Source organism: Rhizobium sp. Rhizsp82 (assembly GCF_047325115.1).
Taxonomy (GTDB): Bacteria; Pseudomonadota; Alphaproteobacteria; order Rhizobiales; family Rhizobiaceae; genus Rhizobium.
This window is the reverse complement of record NZ_CP168569.1, coordinates 422,288-437,383: the sequence shown is the minus strand read 5'-3', so window position 1 is coordinate 437,383 and position 15,096 is coordinate 422,288. Positions and strand designations below refer to the sequence as shown.

The window sequence follows — 15,096 nt, the reverse complement described above, 5'->3', positions numbered from 1 at the left end:
CCGCGGGTATGCCCCGAAGACTTCGTTGATCATCCTTCCCTGGTCGTTTCATGGTCTACGAAGCCATAGCGGCCCGCCAGTCTCGGGAAGGATCAGCGAAATTTAGTGGCTTTGCACCAAAGCAAAATCTCTGTCACTATGTCTGGCGTCTAAGGTCGGTTATTCGGATGCCGTCCTCCATGTACGGCCTTTCGCCTCGCAAACAGACAAACGGCACTCTCATGCATGCCGATTTTGCAAGGCAGCCTGTTACAATGACGTCACGACGGATAGGAGCCCCACTTCTCCACCTGCTTGTGACTCTACGGCCGGCGAGTCTTCAAATGGTGGATATTGGTTCTGCCAAAACCTGTTGGCGCTCGTCAAACGGGAGCGCCTTGTTGCTGCGTCAAGCTGCGCCGGCTTTTCGGTCGAGAGGCTGACGGGATCCTTCAAGATCTGGTTTACCAGCAATCGCTTGATTGGGATTGAAGCCTTTGGTAAATAATCGAGCACCGCTTTTCCGTGGTTCGTGAAGCGGTTCTTTTTCATGAAGTGCTACTTGGGCCACCGCGATCGGCGCATTCCTCGCGGTGGCCTTTTTGTATACATGATAAGCCGGCGGTACGTCGAGGACTTCCGAGCCCCGGTGTCTGTAGCGAGCCGAGCAGGTTTCAACGAGACGGCCGAGATCTAATTGCAGCGCGCTCTCCTGATGTGTTCGCGATTTTGATACCGTTGACGAACAGTGGGCCCTGGGCGATGGGATCTTGGTTGGAGGCGGTCGGTGACAACGAAGGCTATTAATCCCGTACTGCGATAAGCCTGCGTGCTTTGTTACAACACCCTGCTGCGCGCGTGACGCTCATGGCGCTGGCACGGATGGACGGCCGGCATGTTGGTACGGTAGCGAACTCTCGACATCACCCGCAGAAGGTGTACGTTGCTCTCCGGCAAGTGGTTTGAATCCAATTGCCACTGAGATCGCCCTGCAAACCCCAGGCTTCAACCCAGCCCCATCCGTGGGGCGATCTCCTTTAGGTGTGACAGAGCACTTACATTTGCAACCGTGTTAATTGCGCCTCAGCGGCATCTCCAAGACTGCTTCACGCAAACGCCATCTTGCATGCGGAGCGGGGGCCTCGAGCGACACTCGGAAACCTGCTGCCCGCAATGGAGGTTTTGCGATTGCCAAATCGCACAGGTTTCTTTGAGCCGATCTGGGTGCATGCAAAAAGGTCAGCGCTGAATGCTAACTTGGACGCCGCTGCCCTGCCCAGGTCAAAGACGTGGGCACGCTCTTGCATCGACTGAAAGAGCCTGACACCCGATCGTGTCACCAACAATCAGATGCCGATGGCCAGACACACCGAACGTCTGTTGGTTCCGCAGGCCTAAAGGAAAAGCCCGCGCGAGGCCGGCGCGCGGACTTTGCTAGACACTGGCGACGGGTTGTCGAGGCGAGGCAGAGCCGAACGCGTGCGGTTGGGTTTCCCTTCGAAAAAGTCCGAATTCGCGTCTCGGGCGATAAAGCAGTTTTTGCTTGCTCGCAAAGCTGATCATGTCGTGCAGCACATTTGCATCCGCCTTCTCCTCAAAGAGCGGGGCCATGTTCATCATCTTCCTCGCGGTCTTTCTGGACAGCCCGCCCCAGCGGAAACGACCGATGACCTTCCCAAAAAGATTGATCTGCAACAGCGCTACCGAAAGTGCCGGGCGCTCAATCCTGCTAGCTTCCGCCACTTACGCCGCGTCACGTGCCGAGCTCGTCTGATGGCCGTCTGATCGGATGCAGCAAATCAATAAGCGGTTGCAAGGCTTTCTGCAAAGCGCCTATAGACACGAAGCGCTGAAGAAGTCGGACGTTGACCGATGCTTTGCGCCGCAACTGCACGCCCAACAACAAAAATGTCCATGATGCATCCAGATCTGATTGAAAAGTCGAAACTTCTCTCTGCCATGGCCAACCCGGTCCGCCTGAAAATTCTTTCGATCATTTCCAACGAGGAAATCCGAGTAAGTGAACTGGGTGAGCGACTTGAAATCAGCCAGTCAGCCTTATCACAACATTTGTCGATCCTGCGGGAGGGCGGGCTTGTCGTCACCCGCCGTGAGGCGCAGAGCATCTTTTACTCAACTGGCCACCCGGGTGTGTTGAAGCTCTTGCGGTCGTTGAAGGACATCTATGCCGTACCCATGTCAGAATAAGGTGCACAAAAAGTCCGGATCTTCGCGATTCGCCGCCTTGAAGTTGTTATGCGAGATGGCATTCTCACCTGGAAATTTTGGTGGTGGGGATGACGGACAGCTTCGAATTTTCGACGTCGATTACGACCGAGCGCATGCCTGACCCGGGCCTCTTCACCTGGGACCTTTCTAGCGATCTTGTCTATGCCGACAGCGCCGTTGCGTCGCTTTTCGGGCTAGACCCGTCCATGACGGAGAGGGGGCTTCCTATCAGAACCTACCTTGAGCGTGTGCACCCTGACGACCGGGCGTCATTGGCGAAGCAGATCAGCGATGCAATCATCGCGGAGCATCCCACGGAGCAATTTTACCGCACGCTCGGCTTGCTGGGAAAGTACAATGCCGTGCGCGCCTTCGGGCGTTGCTTTCGAGACAAAACCGACAATCCCGTCCACTATGCCGGAGTGGTGATACCCGCACCTTCCACAGGTCAGGTCACCAGCAACTGAAGCCGGGGAGCTTGGTCGAGGATGTGCAGTTGGCCAGAACTCAATTTGCTCCAAATCCCGACGCAATAAGAGCTTCTCTAAGGTCTTCAACCTTGAACGGCTTCGTCAGCCTGGGTAGATCCGGTGCGATCCCCTCGACGTCGGCATATCCAGAGACGATCAGGCAAGGCAGATTAGGCCGCAGCAGCTGAACACGCCTCACAAGTTCGACCCCATCCAGGCCCGGCATCAAGTGATCCGTCACGACGAGCTTTAAATCTGCGATGCTGTCCAGCGATGCCAACGCAGCCTCGCCATTGGAGGCTTCAACGACATCAAAGCCGATCTCCTCAAGCATATCGGCCGCGCTAATGCGAACAAAATCTTCATCGTCGACGAGCAGCACCGTCCCTCGATGGCCGATCGACGTCGTGCCGCCGGGGTCATTGGTCGCAAGACTGACAGGGGCGTCACCGGCCTCTGGTAACCAGAGCTCAATATTCGTGCCAACACCCACCCGGCTAAAGATGCGGATGCCGCCGCCAAGTTGCTGTGCAAGGCCGTGCACCATTGAAAGGCCCAGTCCGGTTCCTTGTCCTAAGCCTTTGGTCGAGAAGAATGGCTCGATTGCACGCGCTCGGACCTCATCACTCATTCCCTCGCCGGTATCGGCAACAGAGATAACGACGTAGCGGCCAGGCTTCAGATCTTCAGGCTTCTGCGGATGGATTTCGCGAGCGCTCGCGCTGATGCGCAGCGTGCCGCCTGTCGGCATGGCGTCCCTGGCGTTCACGGTAAGGTTCAAAAGGGCCATCTCGACCTGATTTTGGTCGGCTCGGGCCGCCGGAAGGTCCTGGCTTGCGTCAATGACAACCTGGATCTGAGGGCCAGTCGTGCTTCGGATTAACTCTCCCATCCCGGCGACAAGCGTCGTCACGTCGATCGGTAGCGGCTGCAGCGGCTGGCGCCGAGCAAACGCCAAAAGTCGCTGGACGAGTATTCTGGCGCGCTCGGCCGACTGTAATGCGCCACCAATCAGCTTGCGCTCGCGATCGGTCCCAATTTGCCTGCGCACCAGCATGTCGAGAGAGCCGATGATCGGGGTCAGCAAGTTGTTGAAGTCATGAGCGACGCCGCCCGTCAACTGACCGAGCGCTTCGACCTTCTGCGCCTGTCGAAGTTGATCTTCCGCCTCCGCCAGGCGCCTTTGCTCCGCCAAGCGCCCTGTGATGTCATACACAATCTGGTAGGCACCGATCTGGCGACCCGCAGTGTTTCGCAGCACGTTGAAATTGAGTTCGAACCAACGCTTGGAATATGCGGTATCTCCGAACTCGTCTACCAGCGTGAACTCCTCGCCGGCGAGCGCCCTCGACCAGGTCCGGCGCACATGCTCGCGATGCTCGGGGAGGTGATCGAGCGCCTCTAGCATAGATGCTCCGATCACCGGGCGCACGCCATAGACCTGCTCGAACGCGGTGCTTGCCGCCCTGTTCATCGCCAGCCAACGGAAGTCCTGGTCCGCCACGAAAATGATTGCTGTCGTGTTCTCAACGACATCAGCCAGAAGCTTGCGTTCGGCCAGCCCCTCAGCGACCCGCGCTTCCAGCGTCTCGTTGAGGTCGCGTAGGGCAAGCTCAGTCTTCTTGCGCTCGGTAATGTCAATCGCGGTTCCGATCACTCGTAGACAGCGCTCCCCTTCAAATACGCCACGCCCTTTCGCCGCGACCCAGCGGACGACTGAATCTTCCTTGCCAATCGTCCGATACTCCACGTCGTAGACGGCGCGCACGGCGGGATCTGCCGCTGCCGCGTAAGCAGCCGAAGTTCGTTCGAGGTCCTCAGGATGAAGGCCGCTGTAGTAATCTTGCATCGAAACGGGGACGTCGGGCGAGATGCCAAACATCGCTTTGACCCTGGGCGGCCAGAACAAGGTGTCGGCAACCACGTCCACATCCCAAAGGCCGATTTCAGCTGCATCGACGGCCAGGCGAAGCTGTTCTTCACTCGCGCGAAGGTTTGCTTCAGAACCCACACGCTCGACATGGGCCCACGATCGCTCCGTGACCTCGCGGATGACCGTCAATTCGTAGTCGGACCATCGATGCGGTGCCTTGTCATGGATTGCCATCAAAGCGGTCAGCCGACCGTTTTTCACCAGCGGCATGCAGATCGTTGCAGTGATCCCGATATCCTGGAAGGTTTTTGCCTCCTCGGGCGCGATCTCGGCAAGATTGTCATTGATGATCAGCGGCCGGCCGGCGGCCAGCTCCTGCACCGCTAGAGTTCCGAAATCGGAGAGACTATAGTGCCCGACGATCGAGGGAGACCCCGGTGCGTGCCAGTTACCACGGATGGTGAAGCCATCCTCATCAGGATCCATATCGGCATAGGCGCAGTTTGAGAGGCTCAAATGTGCGCCTATTAGGCGCGTCGTGACGGCGAGAACTTCATCTGCATCATGCAGGCCCGCAACTGCCTGACCAAGTTCGTCCAGGAAGCGGTATAACTCTTCACTCTGCGCCAGGCGACGCTCGGCGAGCACGCGGTGGGTGATATCAAACACCATCGCCAGGGAGCCGATCGGCTTGCCCGCGGCATCCCGTATCGGCAGATATTCCAGGTCCATCCACACCTGCTCAGCTCTGCCATGTCGCCAGAGTTCGAGCTCTTGGCCATGGAAGCTAAGCGGCTCACCACGCAATCCAGCTGCTATCACATGAGCGTTGAAGTCTGCAGCCTCAGGCCAGACCTCAAGAAGTTTTCCGCCAAGAGCTGCGGGGTGACGAGGGCCGCATACAGCTGCATAACCGTCATTATAGATGAGAATGCCTTCCGGTCCCCACAGAACCACCATCGGAACCGGTGACGCTAGCACGGTCTGGACATTAGCCTTCAATTCCGCTGACCATGCCCGGATTGGTCCGAGCGGCGTCAGTCCCCAATCCATCTGTCGGATGGCATCGCCGGCTTCACCACCACCAACGAATGCGTGGCCTTCAAGATATTGTTTCGTATCATCCATTTGGCGAACCTAGCGCGCATCCTGCCCTATGGACAGCATGCGTGCGAAATTATTCTCGGCTGATTGACTTCAGCCGAGCAGCCTCTGCGACGCGGGGATCCGGCGAGGACCCGGAGGAGTGGCAAAAGCGGAAAAGGCTCCAGAACACCCTCCTCTTTCGTCGGGGTGTCGAACGATATCGCACAAAGTACTAAGTCGATCCGAAGCCCTGCTACCCGGGGAGACGCGATTGCCAAAGTCAATCCGCTGAGCTTGCCGATCAGGCCTGTCGAACCGCTAGCCGCGCTTTTTCGCTTTCAGTCGCTGCCGGTCGCACTGTTCGCCCGGGTCGCAGCGTCTTGACGCGAATTGTCGGTGTGGGCGCGCGGGGTTCGATCCGATCGCGGGACGATGACATATGACAACAAAGCGATGGCGAGCGCCAGGCCGGTCGCGGCGAAGATCAGGCGATAGGTTGTTGTTGGCGCCAGCGACAGTCCTGCGATCTGCCCGAACACCACCGAGGCTACCGACACGCCCAAGAAGACCAGCGTGTTCAGCACTCCAAGCGCAATGCCGCGCATGTGCGAAGGGATGCGGGCCTGGGCTTCTGTCATGATGAGCGGGTGCACGTTCCCCATAGCATAAAGGAGGGACAGCCCGGCACAGGCTGCAGGGAAACTGCCATCCGGCCCTGCGGACAGCATGACGGCACAGATGACGCCCGCGACATAGGCGAAGATCACAATCCTGCGTCCCTCAACACGGGCGAGGACTGCGGGAAGGACGACGCTTGTGACGATGCCAACAATGCTGATCGCTGTGAGGATCTCACCTATTGCCGTATGTGTGCCGAAGACGGACGTGACATATGGCGCGGCCCAAGCATTGCGAAACGTTCCGCCAAGGGAGAGCGTCATGCAGATGGGAACGAGGTAAAGCAGTGGCACAATCGATCTGCGGTGCTCAGCGGCCGGCGCTTCGCTCGCGGCTGAGGGCGTCTTGCCGAGCGCGACGCAAACAGCAATTGCGCTCGCCGCCATGGCTGATGCGGCCGCCCAGCATGCAGATCGCCAGCCGAATACCTCAACGAACCAAGATAGTGGCGAGGCCGAGATCAGCGCGCCCATCGAACCGATTCCGCTGACGGTTGCAGCAAGCCGTCCCGCCTTCGCCGGTGAATTTGTCCGTCCGACATAAAACAGGACACCCATGAAGATCGGCGCGCAACCGACGCCAATCAAAATTTGGCCCATGATTGCCGCCTGATACCCGGGCGTTAATGCTATCAGCGCAGCCGCTGCGGCTCCGCAGGCCATCATCGCTGCCATCGGAAAGCGCACGCCCCACCTGTCAAACGACATTCCGACCGGGATCTGCAGGATCGAGAAAGATGCGAAAAACGCCGATGCGAGCCAGCCGTACTGTTGCGGCGACAGGCCCAGTTCAGCGGTGAGGGCCGGACCGACCACGCCGAAGTAGCTTCTGAAATACATGCTCATGAGGAACGCGGCGGATAGGGCAGGCAAGGACGTCGCTGTCATTTCGGCCTCGTAACTCCGTCCATCCGGCGGTCGGGCTGCTTTTTTGTCGCTGTGTGGCAGGATCAGCCCATTTGAAACGTCGCGCCCTGAAGAGCCGTCATCGCGCATGGCCTGCCTTACGCGAAAGCAACGAGGAGGGCTCTACATGGTTCCGGGCGTTTCCTTTGCCAAAACGAGTGCCAGCAGTGCGCATTCAAGCATCGCTTGCGATTGTGTCGGTGAAAGGTGGCGAGTCTCATGTCGCGGGCAGCACGATAGCAGCTAAACATTGGGCAGCGCAGCTACGAGAGGACTTGCCGCGCGGGACCCCTAATGCCAGCCTTCACGCGTCATGGCGCTCCGCGCCTCGGTTTTGCATCCTCCTGCGCTGTGTTGGAGGACTATTGGGCAGCCGCAAAGGCGGCACAAATGGTCATCCGATGACGGGCATCTCGAACCTGAAAACTGTTGCTTCGGGACCTGAAGTCACCGTCAGCGTGCCACCATGCGCTTTGGCAATCTCCGAGGCGATGTAGAGCCCAAGGCCGAGACCCTCACGGCTCGTGTCGTTTCCACGATGGAATGGCCGAAACAGCGTCGCAATCCTTTCCGACGGGATAGCGTCGCCGCGATTGATGACGTCGAGCCACAGGGTTTCGCCGCTGATGCCTGCGATAATCCTGACAGGGTCCGTCCGGGATCCGTGGGTCAGCGCATTGCCAAGAAGGTTCGAAAACATTTGGGCGATACGTGCGTGGTCGACTGGCAGTCCGATGCGCGGCAGGATGACGGTCGTCTCGATCACCTGGTCGGGCTGAGCGGTTTTGAACTCGCCGATGACCTGGTCGAGGGTCTCGGAGAGATCCCTGTCCAAATCCATATTGAGGGTGATGCCGTCACCCAGCCTAGCGCGCGCCAGATCCATGACGTTGTCGACCAGCCCTGCCATACGCACAATGCTTGCCTTCATCAGGCGCAACATGTCGGGGGAGTTGTCGTCCCATCCCTTCCGCAGAAGGCGGTTTATACCGGCATCAAGTGCAGCCATCGGGTTTCGCAAGTCGTGGCCAAGGACCGCGATGAACTGCTCACGCAATTCCGAGAGCGCGCGCTCGTCAACGAGGTCGTCCTTGGCTGCCCTGAGCTGTTCGTTGGCTTCAAGATGATGGGCGATAAGCTCGGCGAAAAGCTTAAATGTGCCGATAACCTGCGGGTTGTTCACCTTGGCCGGCGCGATGTCGATGGCACAGAGCGTACCGAAAAATGTGTCGTTCGACAACACGATAGGCACGGATATGTAGCTCAGGAGACCGTACATCCGCGGGGTGTGATGGTCGCAATATGTCGCGTCCTCGGCGACGTTGTCGATCGCCACGACCTGGCGATGGTCGCGTATTTCGTTGCAGATGGTGGTTTCGATCTTGAGTTCGCCCCCGGCCGGCAAGCCGAAGTTCACGTGGTCCAGTACCTGGCAGGCGATCCAGCGATCCTCCGTTACCCTTGCAACGGCGGCAAATCCCATTCCCGTTGTCCTGCACACGACGTCGAGGATGCTTGGCACGGCGGCGATCGACTGAACCGCAGCTATGTCTGATGTAAATGGTTCTGCCACCAAGGACGCTCCTGCATCGAAACGTCACTTTGATTACATTAAGGGCTGTTTTGCAACGAGTGGAAGCCAAAAAACGAGTGACCCGATTAAAGCGGATGCCGGAACGGCTTTCCGACGGCTCCTCCGCCCTGGCCTTCACGAGACGCTCAGATCGCGGATTTGCCGGTGCCCGCGGACAACGCCTCGTAGATATCGGTTGGGCCGGCCAAAGTTCGCCAGCGCAGCGCAGCCTCCGTTCTGTTTGTCACGCCCAGTTTCTTCAGGATGTTGGTCATGTGATGCTTTATCGTCTTCTCCTGGAGGTTCAAGCGAAGTGCTATTTGCTTGTTGATCAGCCCTTCAACGACAAGCCAGATGATATCCCGTTCCCGTTTCGTCAGCCTGTTCTGCAGTCGCGGTCCGCCTGCCGAGATCGCAGCCAGCCGCGAGGACATGAGCGGGGAGATGTAGCGCGCGCCGTTAGCGACTCGACGAAGCGCCTGTGCAAGCTCGCGCAGCCCGACGCCCTTGACGACGTATCCGGAAGCGCCATGGCGAAAGGACGACGCAAGTGTTTCAATCTCTTCACTTGCGGTCAACATCACTACCTTGGTCTCGGGACTGCCTGCGATAATGCTCCGGATCGCCTCTATAGCCCCACCGCCGGGGATGGTTATGTCGAGCAGAAGGATCGCGGGCCGGTATGTTGCTGCGAGCACCAAGGCGTCCGCCGCACTTTCACCTTGCGCGACGATGATGAGATCGTCATAGCGTGACAGTGCGCTCGAGACGCCTTCCCGAAAGAGCGGGTGGTCGTCGACGATGGCAATGCTGATTGAATTCAAGATGTCCTCCAGGAGCGTCGTAGCGAACGCCTCCCGCTTCAAGAAGAGGATGCGCCGGACATCACCCGGGTGACGTCACGCTCTATGTCGAGACATGTTTGGCAGTATTCTTCGAACAGACCGGCCTCGGAAGGGTTTATCCGCATAAGCTCTCGATATTCGACAGCCAGTTCATAAGCCTCGAAGAGCTCAAGCTGCCAAGGGTGGGCAGCGTGCATGATCCTGCTGCGCACTTTCGGCAGACGCATGGCTAGCCGTCGCCTTCCGAGTTCACGACGATGCATTCTTCCAACTCCTCTTCATTGAAAGTCTTTAGCACAGGCTTTCAGCGAGATCCCCGGACCATGGTCGTAATCGGAATGGGACTGAGGTCCGGGGTGCGGAACCGGGTTTTGTGATCGCCGTTTCTGTTGAGCGGTTGGAAGACCGCGGATAGGAAAGGAGGACAAAATCATGATTACGAAGCTTTTCTTGGGCGCTGTCACAGCCGCAAGTGTGATCGCCGGCGGGGCCTTTGCCCAGTCATCGACCGTTAACGGTGCAGCCGGCGGCGCGGTCACCGGCGCAATCGTCGGCGGACCGGTTGGAGCGGCTGTGGGAGGTGTCGCAGGCGCCGTCGTCGGCACCGCGATCGATCCGCCGCCCGAAAAGGTTGTAACCTATGTCCGCGAAGCGCCTGCTCCCTCGGCCAAGGTTGTTGTTAGAGAAAAGGTTGTCGTCGGCCAGCCGCTTCCTGAAACAGTTGTCGTCACACCCGTGCCAGAAAATCCGAAATACTCCTACGCTATCGTCAACGACGAGCGGGTTATCGTCGAGCCGTCGTCGCGAAAAGTAATCCAGGTCATCAACTGACCTTGCGGGAGGCAGCTTCATGCTGTCTCCCAGCATTTGCGCAAAAGTACGTGCAGGGCGGCGGCGGCTGCAACCGACACGATCGTGCTAAATCAGGGAGTGTGGTTTGCGTGTCGCAGCTCGGCGCGCACAGCCATTTGCGGAAAATCCGAATGTGCGACGTTCGGAAATTGCCGACTTGGCCCGGGCCGATCGTTGCCTGCCTTTAACGATCGCAGCAATTGCGGCTATGTTGGCCGGTACACGGCTTACGGCGGGAACGTTTGGTCGTTCATGGTCCAAATCGACAGCTGCTTGATCGATGCATGTGCCGCAGGTCGCAAGCGACGTCTATGCCGTCGCCAGACGATTGGCGACGAAAGCGTTGAACTGCAGGACGTCCATCGGTCGCCCAACGAGGTATCCCTGAAGCTGGTCGCAACCGGCGCAGAAGAGGGCTTCGGCTTGTTTTTCGGTCTCGACGCCTTCCGCCGTGACCGATATTCCTAGAGCATCGGCAAGCGCGACCGTCGCATTCAAGATCTTCAATCCCTTGGGATCGTCCAGTTCCACGACCAGAGATCGATCGATTTTCATCCGATCGAAACCGAACTCCCGAAGGGCACCGATGCTTGCATAGCCGGATCCGAAGTCGTCGAGGGCGAATTTTATGCCGAGCTTCCTGAGGGCTTCCATGCTCCTTTTGGCTTGTTCTGGATTGGCGATCAGCACACCTTCGGTGACCTCGAGCATCAGTCGCCGAGGATCAAAACCAGTTTCGTAAACGATGGCGATGACGTCTTCAGCGAAGCGCGGATTTTTAAGCTGGCTCGGGGAGACGTTGACCGACACGTAAATGCCATTCCACTGCATCGCCGCACCGAGCGCCTGTCTGAGCATCAGTTTGCCGAGATCATCGATGAGACCGGAACGTTCGGCAAGCGGGATGAACACCTCGGGACTTACCGGCCCTGCTTCGGTCCGCCACCGCGCAAGGGCTTCTACGCCTTTAATTTCCCTGGATTTCGAACCGACCAGCGGCTGGAAGAAGGGTTGCACTTCGCCTGCGGCGATGGCCTTCCTCAGGCGGTCCTCCAGGCCGGTTCGCATCGCTCGGTCCCGGTCGAGCTCTGGCAGATAGGATCCGGCGTGACCGCGGCCATTCTCCTTCACGTGGTAAAGCGCCATATCGGCACGGCGCATCAGCTCCAGCCGATCGCATCCATCCTCGGGAGAGGCAAAGCCGATACTTGCACCCACCTCGATCGTGCGACCATCGATAACGAACTCGCGCTCCATGACTGTCAGGACGCGGGCCGCGACCGTTGACATTTCGCCCGGATCGGTCAGCAGGGCGAACTCGTCGCCCCCCAGCCTTGCGACCGTTCCCTCGGGCACCGCCTCGCGAAGCCGCGCCGCGACGCCTTGGATCAGACTGTCGCCGACGTCGTGTCCCCAGGCATCGTTGACCTCCTTGAACCCGTCAAGATCAACAATCGCCAATGCCGCGGGAAGCTGCCTCTTGTCGAAGGCTTCCGCTAGCCCGGTGCGGTTGGCCAGTCCGGTCAGATCGTCATGGGACGCGCGGAGGCGAAATCTCTCCGCATCGTTCTTGTGCCGGCCGGCAGTGCGAATGCCCACGCGCAACAGTCCGGCGAAAATGCATGCCAAAACCATGGCGGCCGCAATCAAGTAGCCATGGACGTGCGCAAAGGCTTGGTCGCCGGGCAGGCGGCTCGGCCATTCGAAATAGGCCACAGCGCGTCCGTCGGGCCCCAGCAGCGGCATGCTGAGCTCTTCCTGCAAAGGCGCGGGCGCCAGTCGAAGACCCGTTATGTCGAAGGTAGTTTCGAGCTGGCCGACCACGTCCGGGGTGAGTAACTTCGCATAGACCAGGGTATGCAGTGTCGAGACCTCTGGCCTGCTGTCGTAAGGTTGGATACGATCGGCAGCGACGACATAAAGGCCCTCTTGCGTGGGAATGAAAGCGGTGGACGCAGCCGGTTCGGTTGCCGCAGAATTTGCCACCAGGCGAAGCAGTCCTGCCCCGAAGTCCTTCATCGGATCGAACGCGATGCCCTTTTTACAGGCGCTCAAGACGCCGAGGGTGGGCGTTAAGACGATAGCGACGTCGTATAGTGGGTAATCGGCGCTGACTTTCCCCCAGTTTTCGTAGGCCCAGGCTGCACCGGCGGGCGACTGCATCCGTAAGTAGGCGTCGTCCCAGATCGCATTGTCGCGTACGGTCGCTCCGAGCCGTGATTGGAAGGACTTGATCGCCGCTCTTGCAGCTTGACCGGCTCGCGCGTCGTCAATCCAGTTGGCGTCCCGTCTCATTTCGCTGAAGGCAATCGTAACGAGCCCGGACAAGATGACGAGGGCGGAGACGAAGGCGAGCGTGCCTAGGGCGGCCTTCGTCAAAAGGATCGGTTTTGGGAACTTTGGTAGCGGCATGAGACGATGGTTCGTTGAAATTCTCAGGACAATCTAGGCCGGGACTGCAAATATTACCTTAAAGGCGCTGCGCGGTACGGTTGCGTACCGAGCGCCGGGGGTTCGACCGGGCTTCGGCTGCTCATGTGGAAGCAAAGGGGCACTGCGACCTGCTCCAGACGCCAGAGGCCATGGTCCCGGATGATGTGAGTGCTGGTGGAAGTTAGTACTTGATTGCGAAGTTTGGTAGCCATGATTGCTTGGCCATCGCATCGGCTGCTCGAAGTCGCTGGCCAGCTGTGTGGGCATCTTGTTTCAACGGATCGGCTCCCCATCTCAGATGAAACCTCGAACCTGGAGAACTCGAGATGGAAGACGAGACCGTAGACTTGACTGGCGCATCGGAGATCGAGATCCTGCCGCCGGAAGCCATATTTGGTGACATCGAGCACACCTGCATCTGCTGCCGTCGTTCGAAGTCCATTCTCGACGAAGACGGCTGCGGCATCTGCGAAGAGTGTCTAGCGCCCTGATAATTTCTATCATAGCGCCGCGATGCTTGAAGTGCGCAGAAGCTACTCTCGCTTGCCGCATCGGTTTTGGCATCTGCCACACTGCACCGGCTTTCATCATATCCCCGGTTGTCCCGGAGAGGTGGCGGCTGATCGAAGGGGGCGGTGAGCATTGTCTCCGTTTTAGATAGCTTCACTCCGATCCGGCGGTCTGGGTAGGGGCGCTGAGCTCTGAACTTTGTTCCGCTTTCAAACCCAGGGCGCAGGCGCCTCTTTCGACAGCTCGGCAGCCCGGCTCGCCGGGCAACACCGCCGACCGCTTCTCTAACCGTTACTAGATCAAGGCTTTCGATTGCAAATGCATTGCGGCCACATCCACCGGCCATACAATCGAAAACATTAGGTCGACGATGACCTGGCGGCGTCGTCGAAGGCATTTCACAGCACGGGGCCGCAATACTGACGAGCGGTTTTCCTGCTGCGCGACATATCAGGAGAGATCAACCCTGTTTTGTTAGCCTCTTTGCGGTGTCTTGGACGCGCGCCGCAGCCCCTGTATCGCCAGATCGGGTTTTCTTCGAATGTCTTGTGTGCATTGCAATCGGCGACGGCGCATCGGGCATGAATGGGCGCGCATTAATAGCCGCAATCGGAGCCTGCAAACCTTCCAGTTCCGATATGACTTTATCGAATATGTGCGTGTTCATCGCAGCATTCCCCTCGCTTCACATCAAAACGAGTTAGGGCGGCCATTCCTGAAAGCTATAGCCGACGCGCAAGGTCACCCGCCTTTGGTCGCCGCCCATCGCCATCCTCCTTGGGCCGCGTTCGACCTACCGCACCGTCGCGACGCTCCTCAAGGCTTCTCTTCACCTCGATAAAGGATTTCTGTGCAGCCGCCCGGTCAGCCGCGGTCAGTGGCGCTACAGGCTTGCCGTCGATGTCGTGCCGCATCGAATCTGGCTGCGCGCTCGCGAAATAATAGCGTTTTGAGAAAATGTAGAAGGCCGTGGCGCGCCGCAAGGCGCTTACGCCGAACTCGGGTTTCAAGCGCGTCTTGATGTGATTGAACAGGCCGAGGGAAAATGGACGGATTGGATCGCCCGGAGCCTTCGGCAGTATGCCAATCGGCTCGCAAAGCATGGCGTTGATCGCGCTCGCCTTTTCGACATCGGCCGGCGTGGCGGCGATCGGGCCGCGGCTGACGGTCCAGGTCTTTCGCATTTCTGCCTCCGTGTCGTCGTTGGAAAAAGCTCTATACTACGAGCATGTAGGACTTGTTAGGTGCGCTATGGTGAAAAGCACTTAACCCTATTGTTCCTGCACCACAAGATCCGGTCAAGATCGGTCGATTTTCCATATCGAGGTCAGAAATTGTCGGCCGCGCTTATCGAAACGCGAGACTGACTTATGCTCGCGCGACCCTGCCGCGGACGCGGAACCATCAGTCGCGGCGCGGGTTAAGGGATGGATATAGTTAGGCGCGGCCATCGGCCGGCGCCCCAACCATCGAGAACATCTCATGAAGATACTTGTTGTCTTTTCACTAATCTTGATCACGGCCCTTGGATGCACCAATCGTTCTCAGGAGGGCAGCATGACCGATACAGGAATAGCGCTTCAGAATACGCCGCAGCACGGGATGTCTATCGGTCGCCAGCTCGACCGCCAGCACATGCGTTGAAACCCTACCGCGGAAAAAT

Annotated in this window: 14 protein-coding genes; 5 read left to right on the top strand and 9 right to left on the bottom strand. The window is 58.6% G+C overall.

Annotated features, from left to right (window positions below; all coding sequences use genetic code 11):
- Window positions 1–249: 249 nt before the first annotated feature.
- Complete coding sequence (locus tag ACEN84_RS02200; RefSeq protein ID WP_148194907.1) at window positions 250–531, bottom strand: hypothetical protein; 282 nt, start codon at window positions 529–531, stop codon at window positions 250–252.
- 882 nt (window positions 532–1,413) lie between these two features.
- The gene (locus ACEN84_RS02195) at window positions 1,414–1,674 is read right to left on the bottom strand and encodes a hypothetical protein (RefSeq protein WP_130284420.1); all 261 of its coding nucleotides are present in this window, start codon (window positions 1,672–1,674) and stop codon (window positions 1,414–1,416) included.
- A 219-nt stretch (window positions 1,675–1,893) separates the two neighbouring features.
- On the opposite strand from ACEN84_RS02195, the gene ACEN84_RS02190 reads away from it, so the two are divergent.
- Together ACEN84_RS02190 and ACEN84_RS02185 are read left to right on the top strand one after the other, a co-directional pair.
- The gene (locus ACEN84_RS02190) at window positions 1,894–2,187 is read left to right on the top strand and encodes an ArsR/SmtB family transcription factor (protein ID WP_298883710.1); all 294 of its coding nucleotides are present in this window, start codon (window positions 1,894–1,896) and stop codon (window positions 2,185–2,187) included.
- Between the two features lie 89 nt (window positions 2,188–2,276).
- A complete protein-coding gene (locus tag ACEN84_RS02185) occupies window positions 2,277–2,675 on the top strand; it encodes a PAS domain-containing protein (RefSeq protein WP_130284418.1) in 399 nt (132 codons plus the stop codon).
- Window positions 2,676–2,715: 40 nt separating this feature from the next.
- On the opposite strand, the gene ACEN84_RS02180 is transcribed toward ACEN84_RS02185, so the two are convergent.
- The 5 genes from ACEN84_RS02180 to ACEN84_RS02160 form a co-directional block, all read right to left on the bottom strand.
- Entirely contained in the window at window positions 2,716–5,679 is a 2,964-nt protein-coding gene (locus tag ACEN84_RS02180; protein ID WP_130284416.1) for a PAS domain S-box protein, read from the bottom strand.
- A 296-nt stretch (window positions 5,680–5,975) separates the two neighbouring features.
- Window positions 5,976–7,310, bottom strand: coding sequence for an MFS transporter (locus tag ACEN84_RS02175; protein WP_413708983.1), 1,335 nt, complete (start codon window positions 7,308–7,310; stop codon window positions 5,976–5,978).
- A gap of 304 nt (window positions 7,311–7,614) precedes the next feature.
- A complete protein-coding gene (locus tag ACEN84_RS02170) occupies window positions 7,615–8,793 on the bottom strand; it encodes an ATP-binding protein (protein ID WP_413708982.1) in 1,179 nt (392 codons plus the stop codon).
- Between the two features lie 146 nt (window positions 8,794–8,939).
- Window positions 8,940–9,617: a response regulator gene (locus ACEN84_RS02165; protein WP_112720393.1), complete on the bottom strand. Its 678-nt coding sequence runs from the start codon at window positions 9,615–9,617 to the stop codon at window positions 8,940–8,942.
- Between the two features lie 38 nt (window positions 9,618–9,655).
- Window positions 9,656–9,901 carry a hypothetical protein gene (locus ACEN84_RS02160; protein ID WP_112720334.1) on the bottom strand — a complete coding sequence of 82 codons (246 nt, stop codon included), beginning with the start codon at window positions 9,899–9,901 and terminating at the stop codon, window positions 9,656–9,658.
- 169 nt (window positions 9,902–10,070) lie between these two features.
- On the opposite strand from ACEN84_RS02160, the gene ACEN84_RS02155 reads away from it, so the two are divergent.
- A complete protein-coding gene (locus tag ACEN84_RS02155) occupies window positions 10,071–10,469 on the top strand; it encodes a DUF1236 domain-containing protein (RefSeq protein ID WP_112720335.1) in 399 nt (132 codons plus the stop codon).
- A 330-nt stretch (window positions 10,470–10,799) separates the two neighbouring features.
- Here the strand turns inward: ACEN84_RS02155 and ACEN84_RS02150 are convergent, their stop codons facing one another.
- Entirely contained in the window at window positions 10,800–12,902 is a 2,103-nt protein-coding gene (locus tag ACEN84_RS02150) for an EAL domain-containing protein (RefSeq protein ID WP_413708981.1), read from the bottom strand.
- Window positions 12,903–13,249: 347 nt separating this feature from the next.
- On the opposite strand from ACEN84_RS02150, the gene ACEN84_RS02145 reads away from it, so the two are divergent.
- Window positions 13,250–13,414, top strand: a complete 165-nt coding sequence (locus ACEN84_RS02145) for a hypothetical protein (protein WP_165402772.1) — start codon at window positions 13,250–13,252, stop codon at window positions 13,412–13,414.
- 741 nt (window positions 13,415–14,155) lie between these two features.
- Here ACEN84_RS02145 and ACEN84_RS02140 read toward each other — a convergent pair.
- Window positions 14,156–14,617, bottom strand: coding sequence for a ProQ/FINO family protein (locus tag ACEN84_RS02140; protein WP_112720337.1), 462 nt, complete (start codon window positions 14,615–14,617; stop codon window positions 14,156–14,158).
- A 298-nt stretch (window positions 14,618–14,915) separates the two neighbouring features.
- Between ACEN84_RS02140 and ACEN84_RS02135 the strand changes: the two genes are divergently transcribed.
- Complete coding sequence (locus ACEN84_RS02135; protein ID WP_413708980.1) at window positions 14,916–15,077, top strand: hypothetical protein; 162 nt, start codon at window positions 14,916–14,918, stop codon at window positions 15,075–15,077.
- Window positions 15,078–15,096 lie beyond the last annotated feature (19 nt).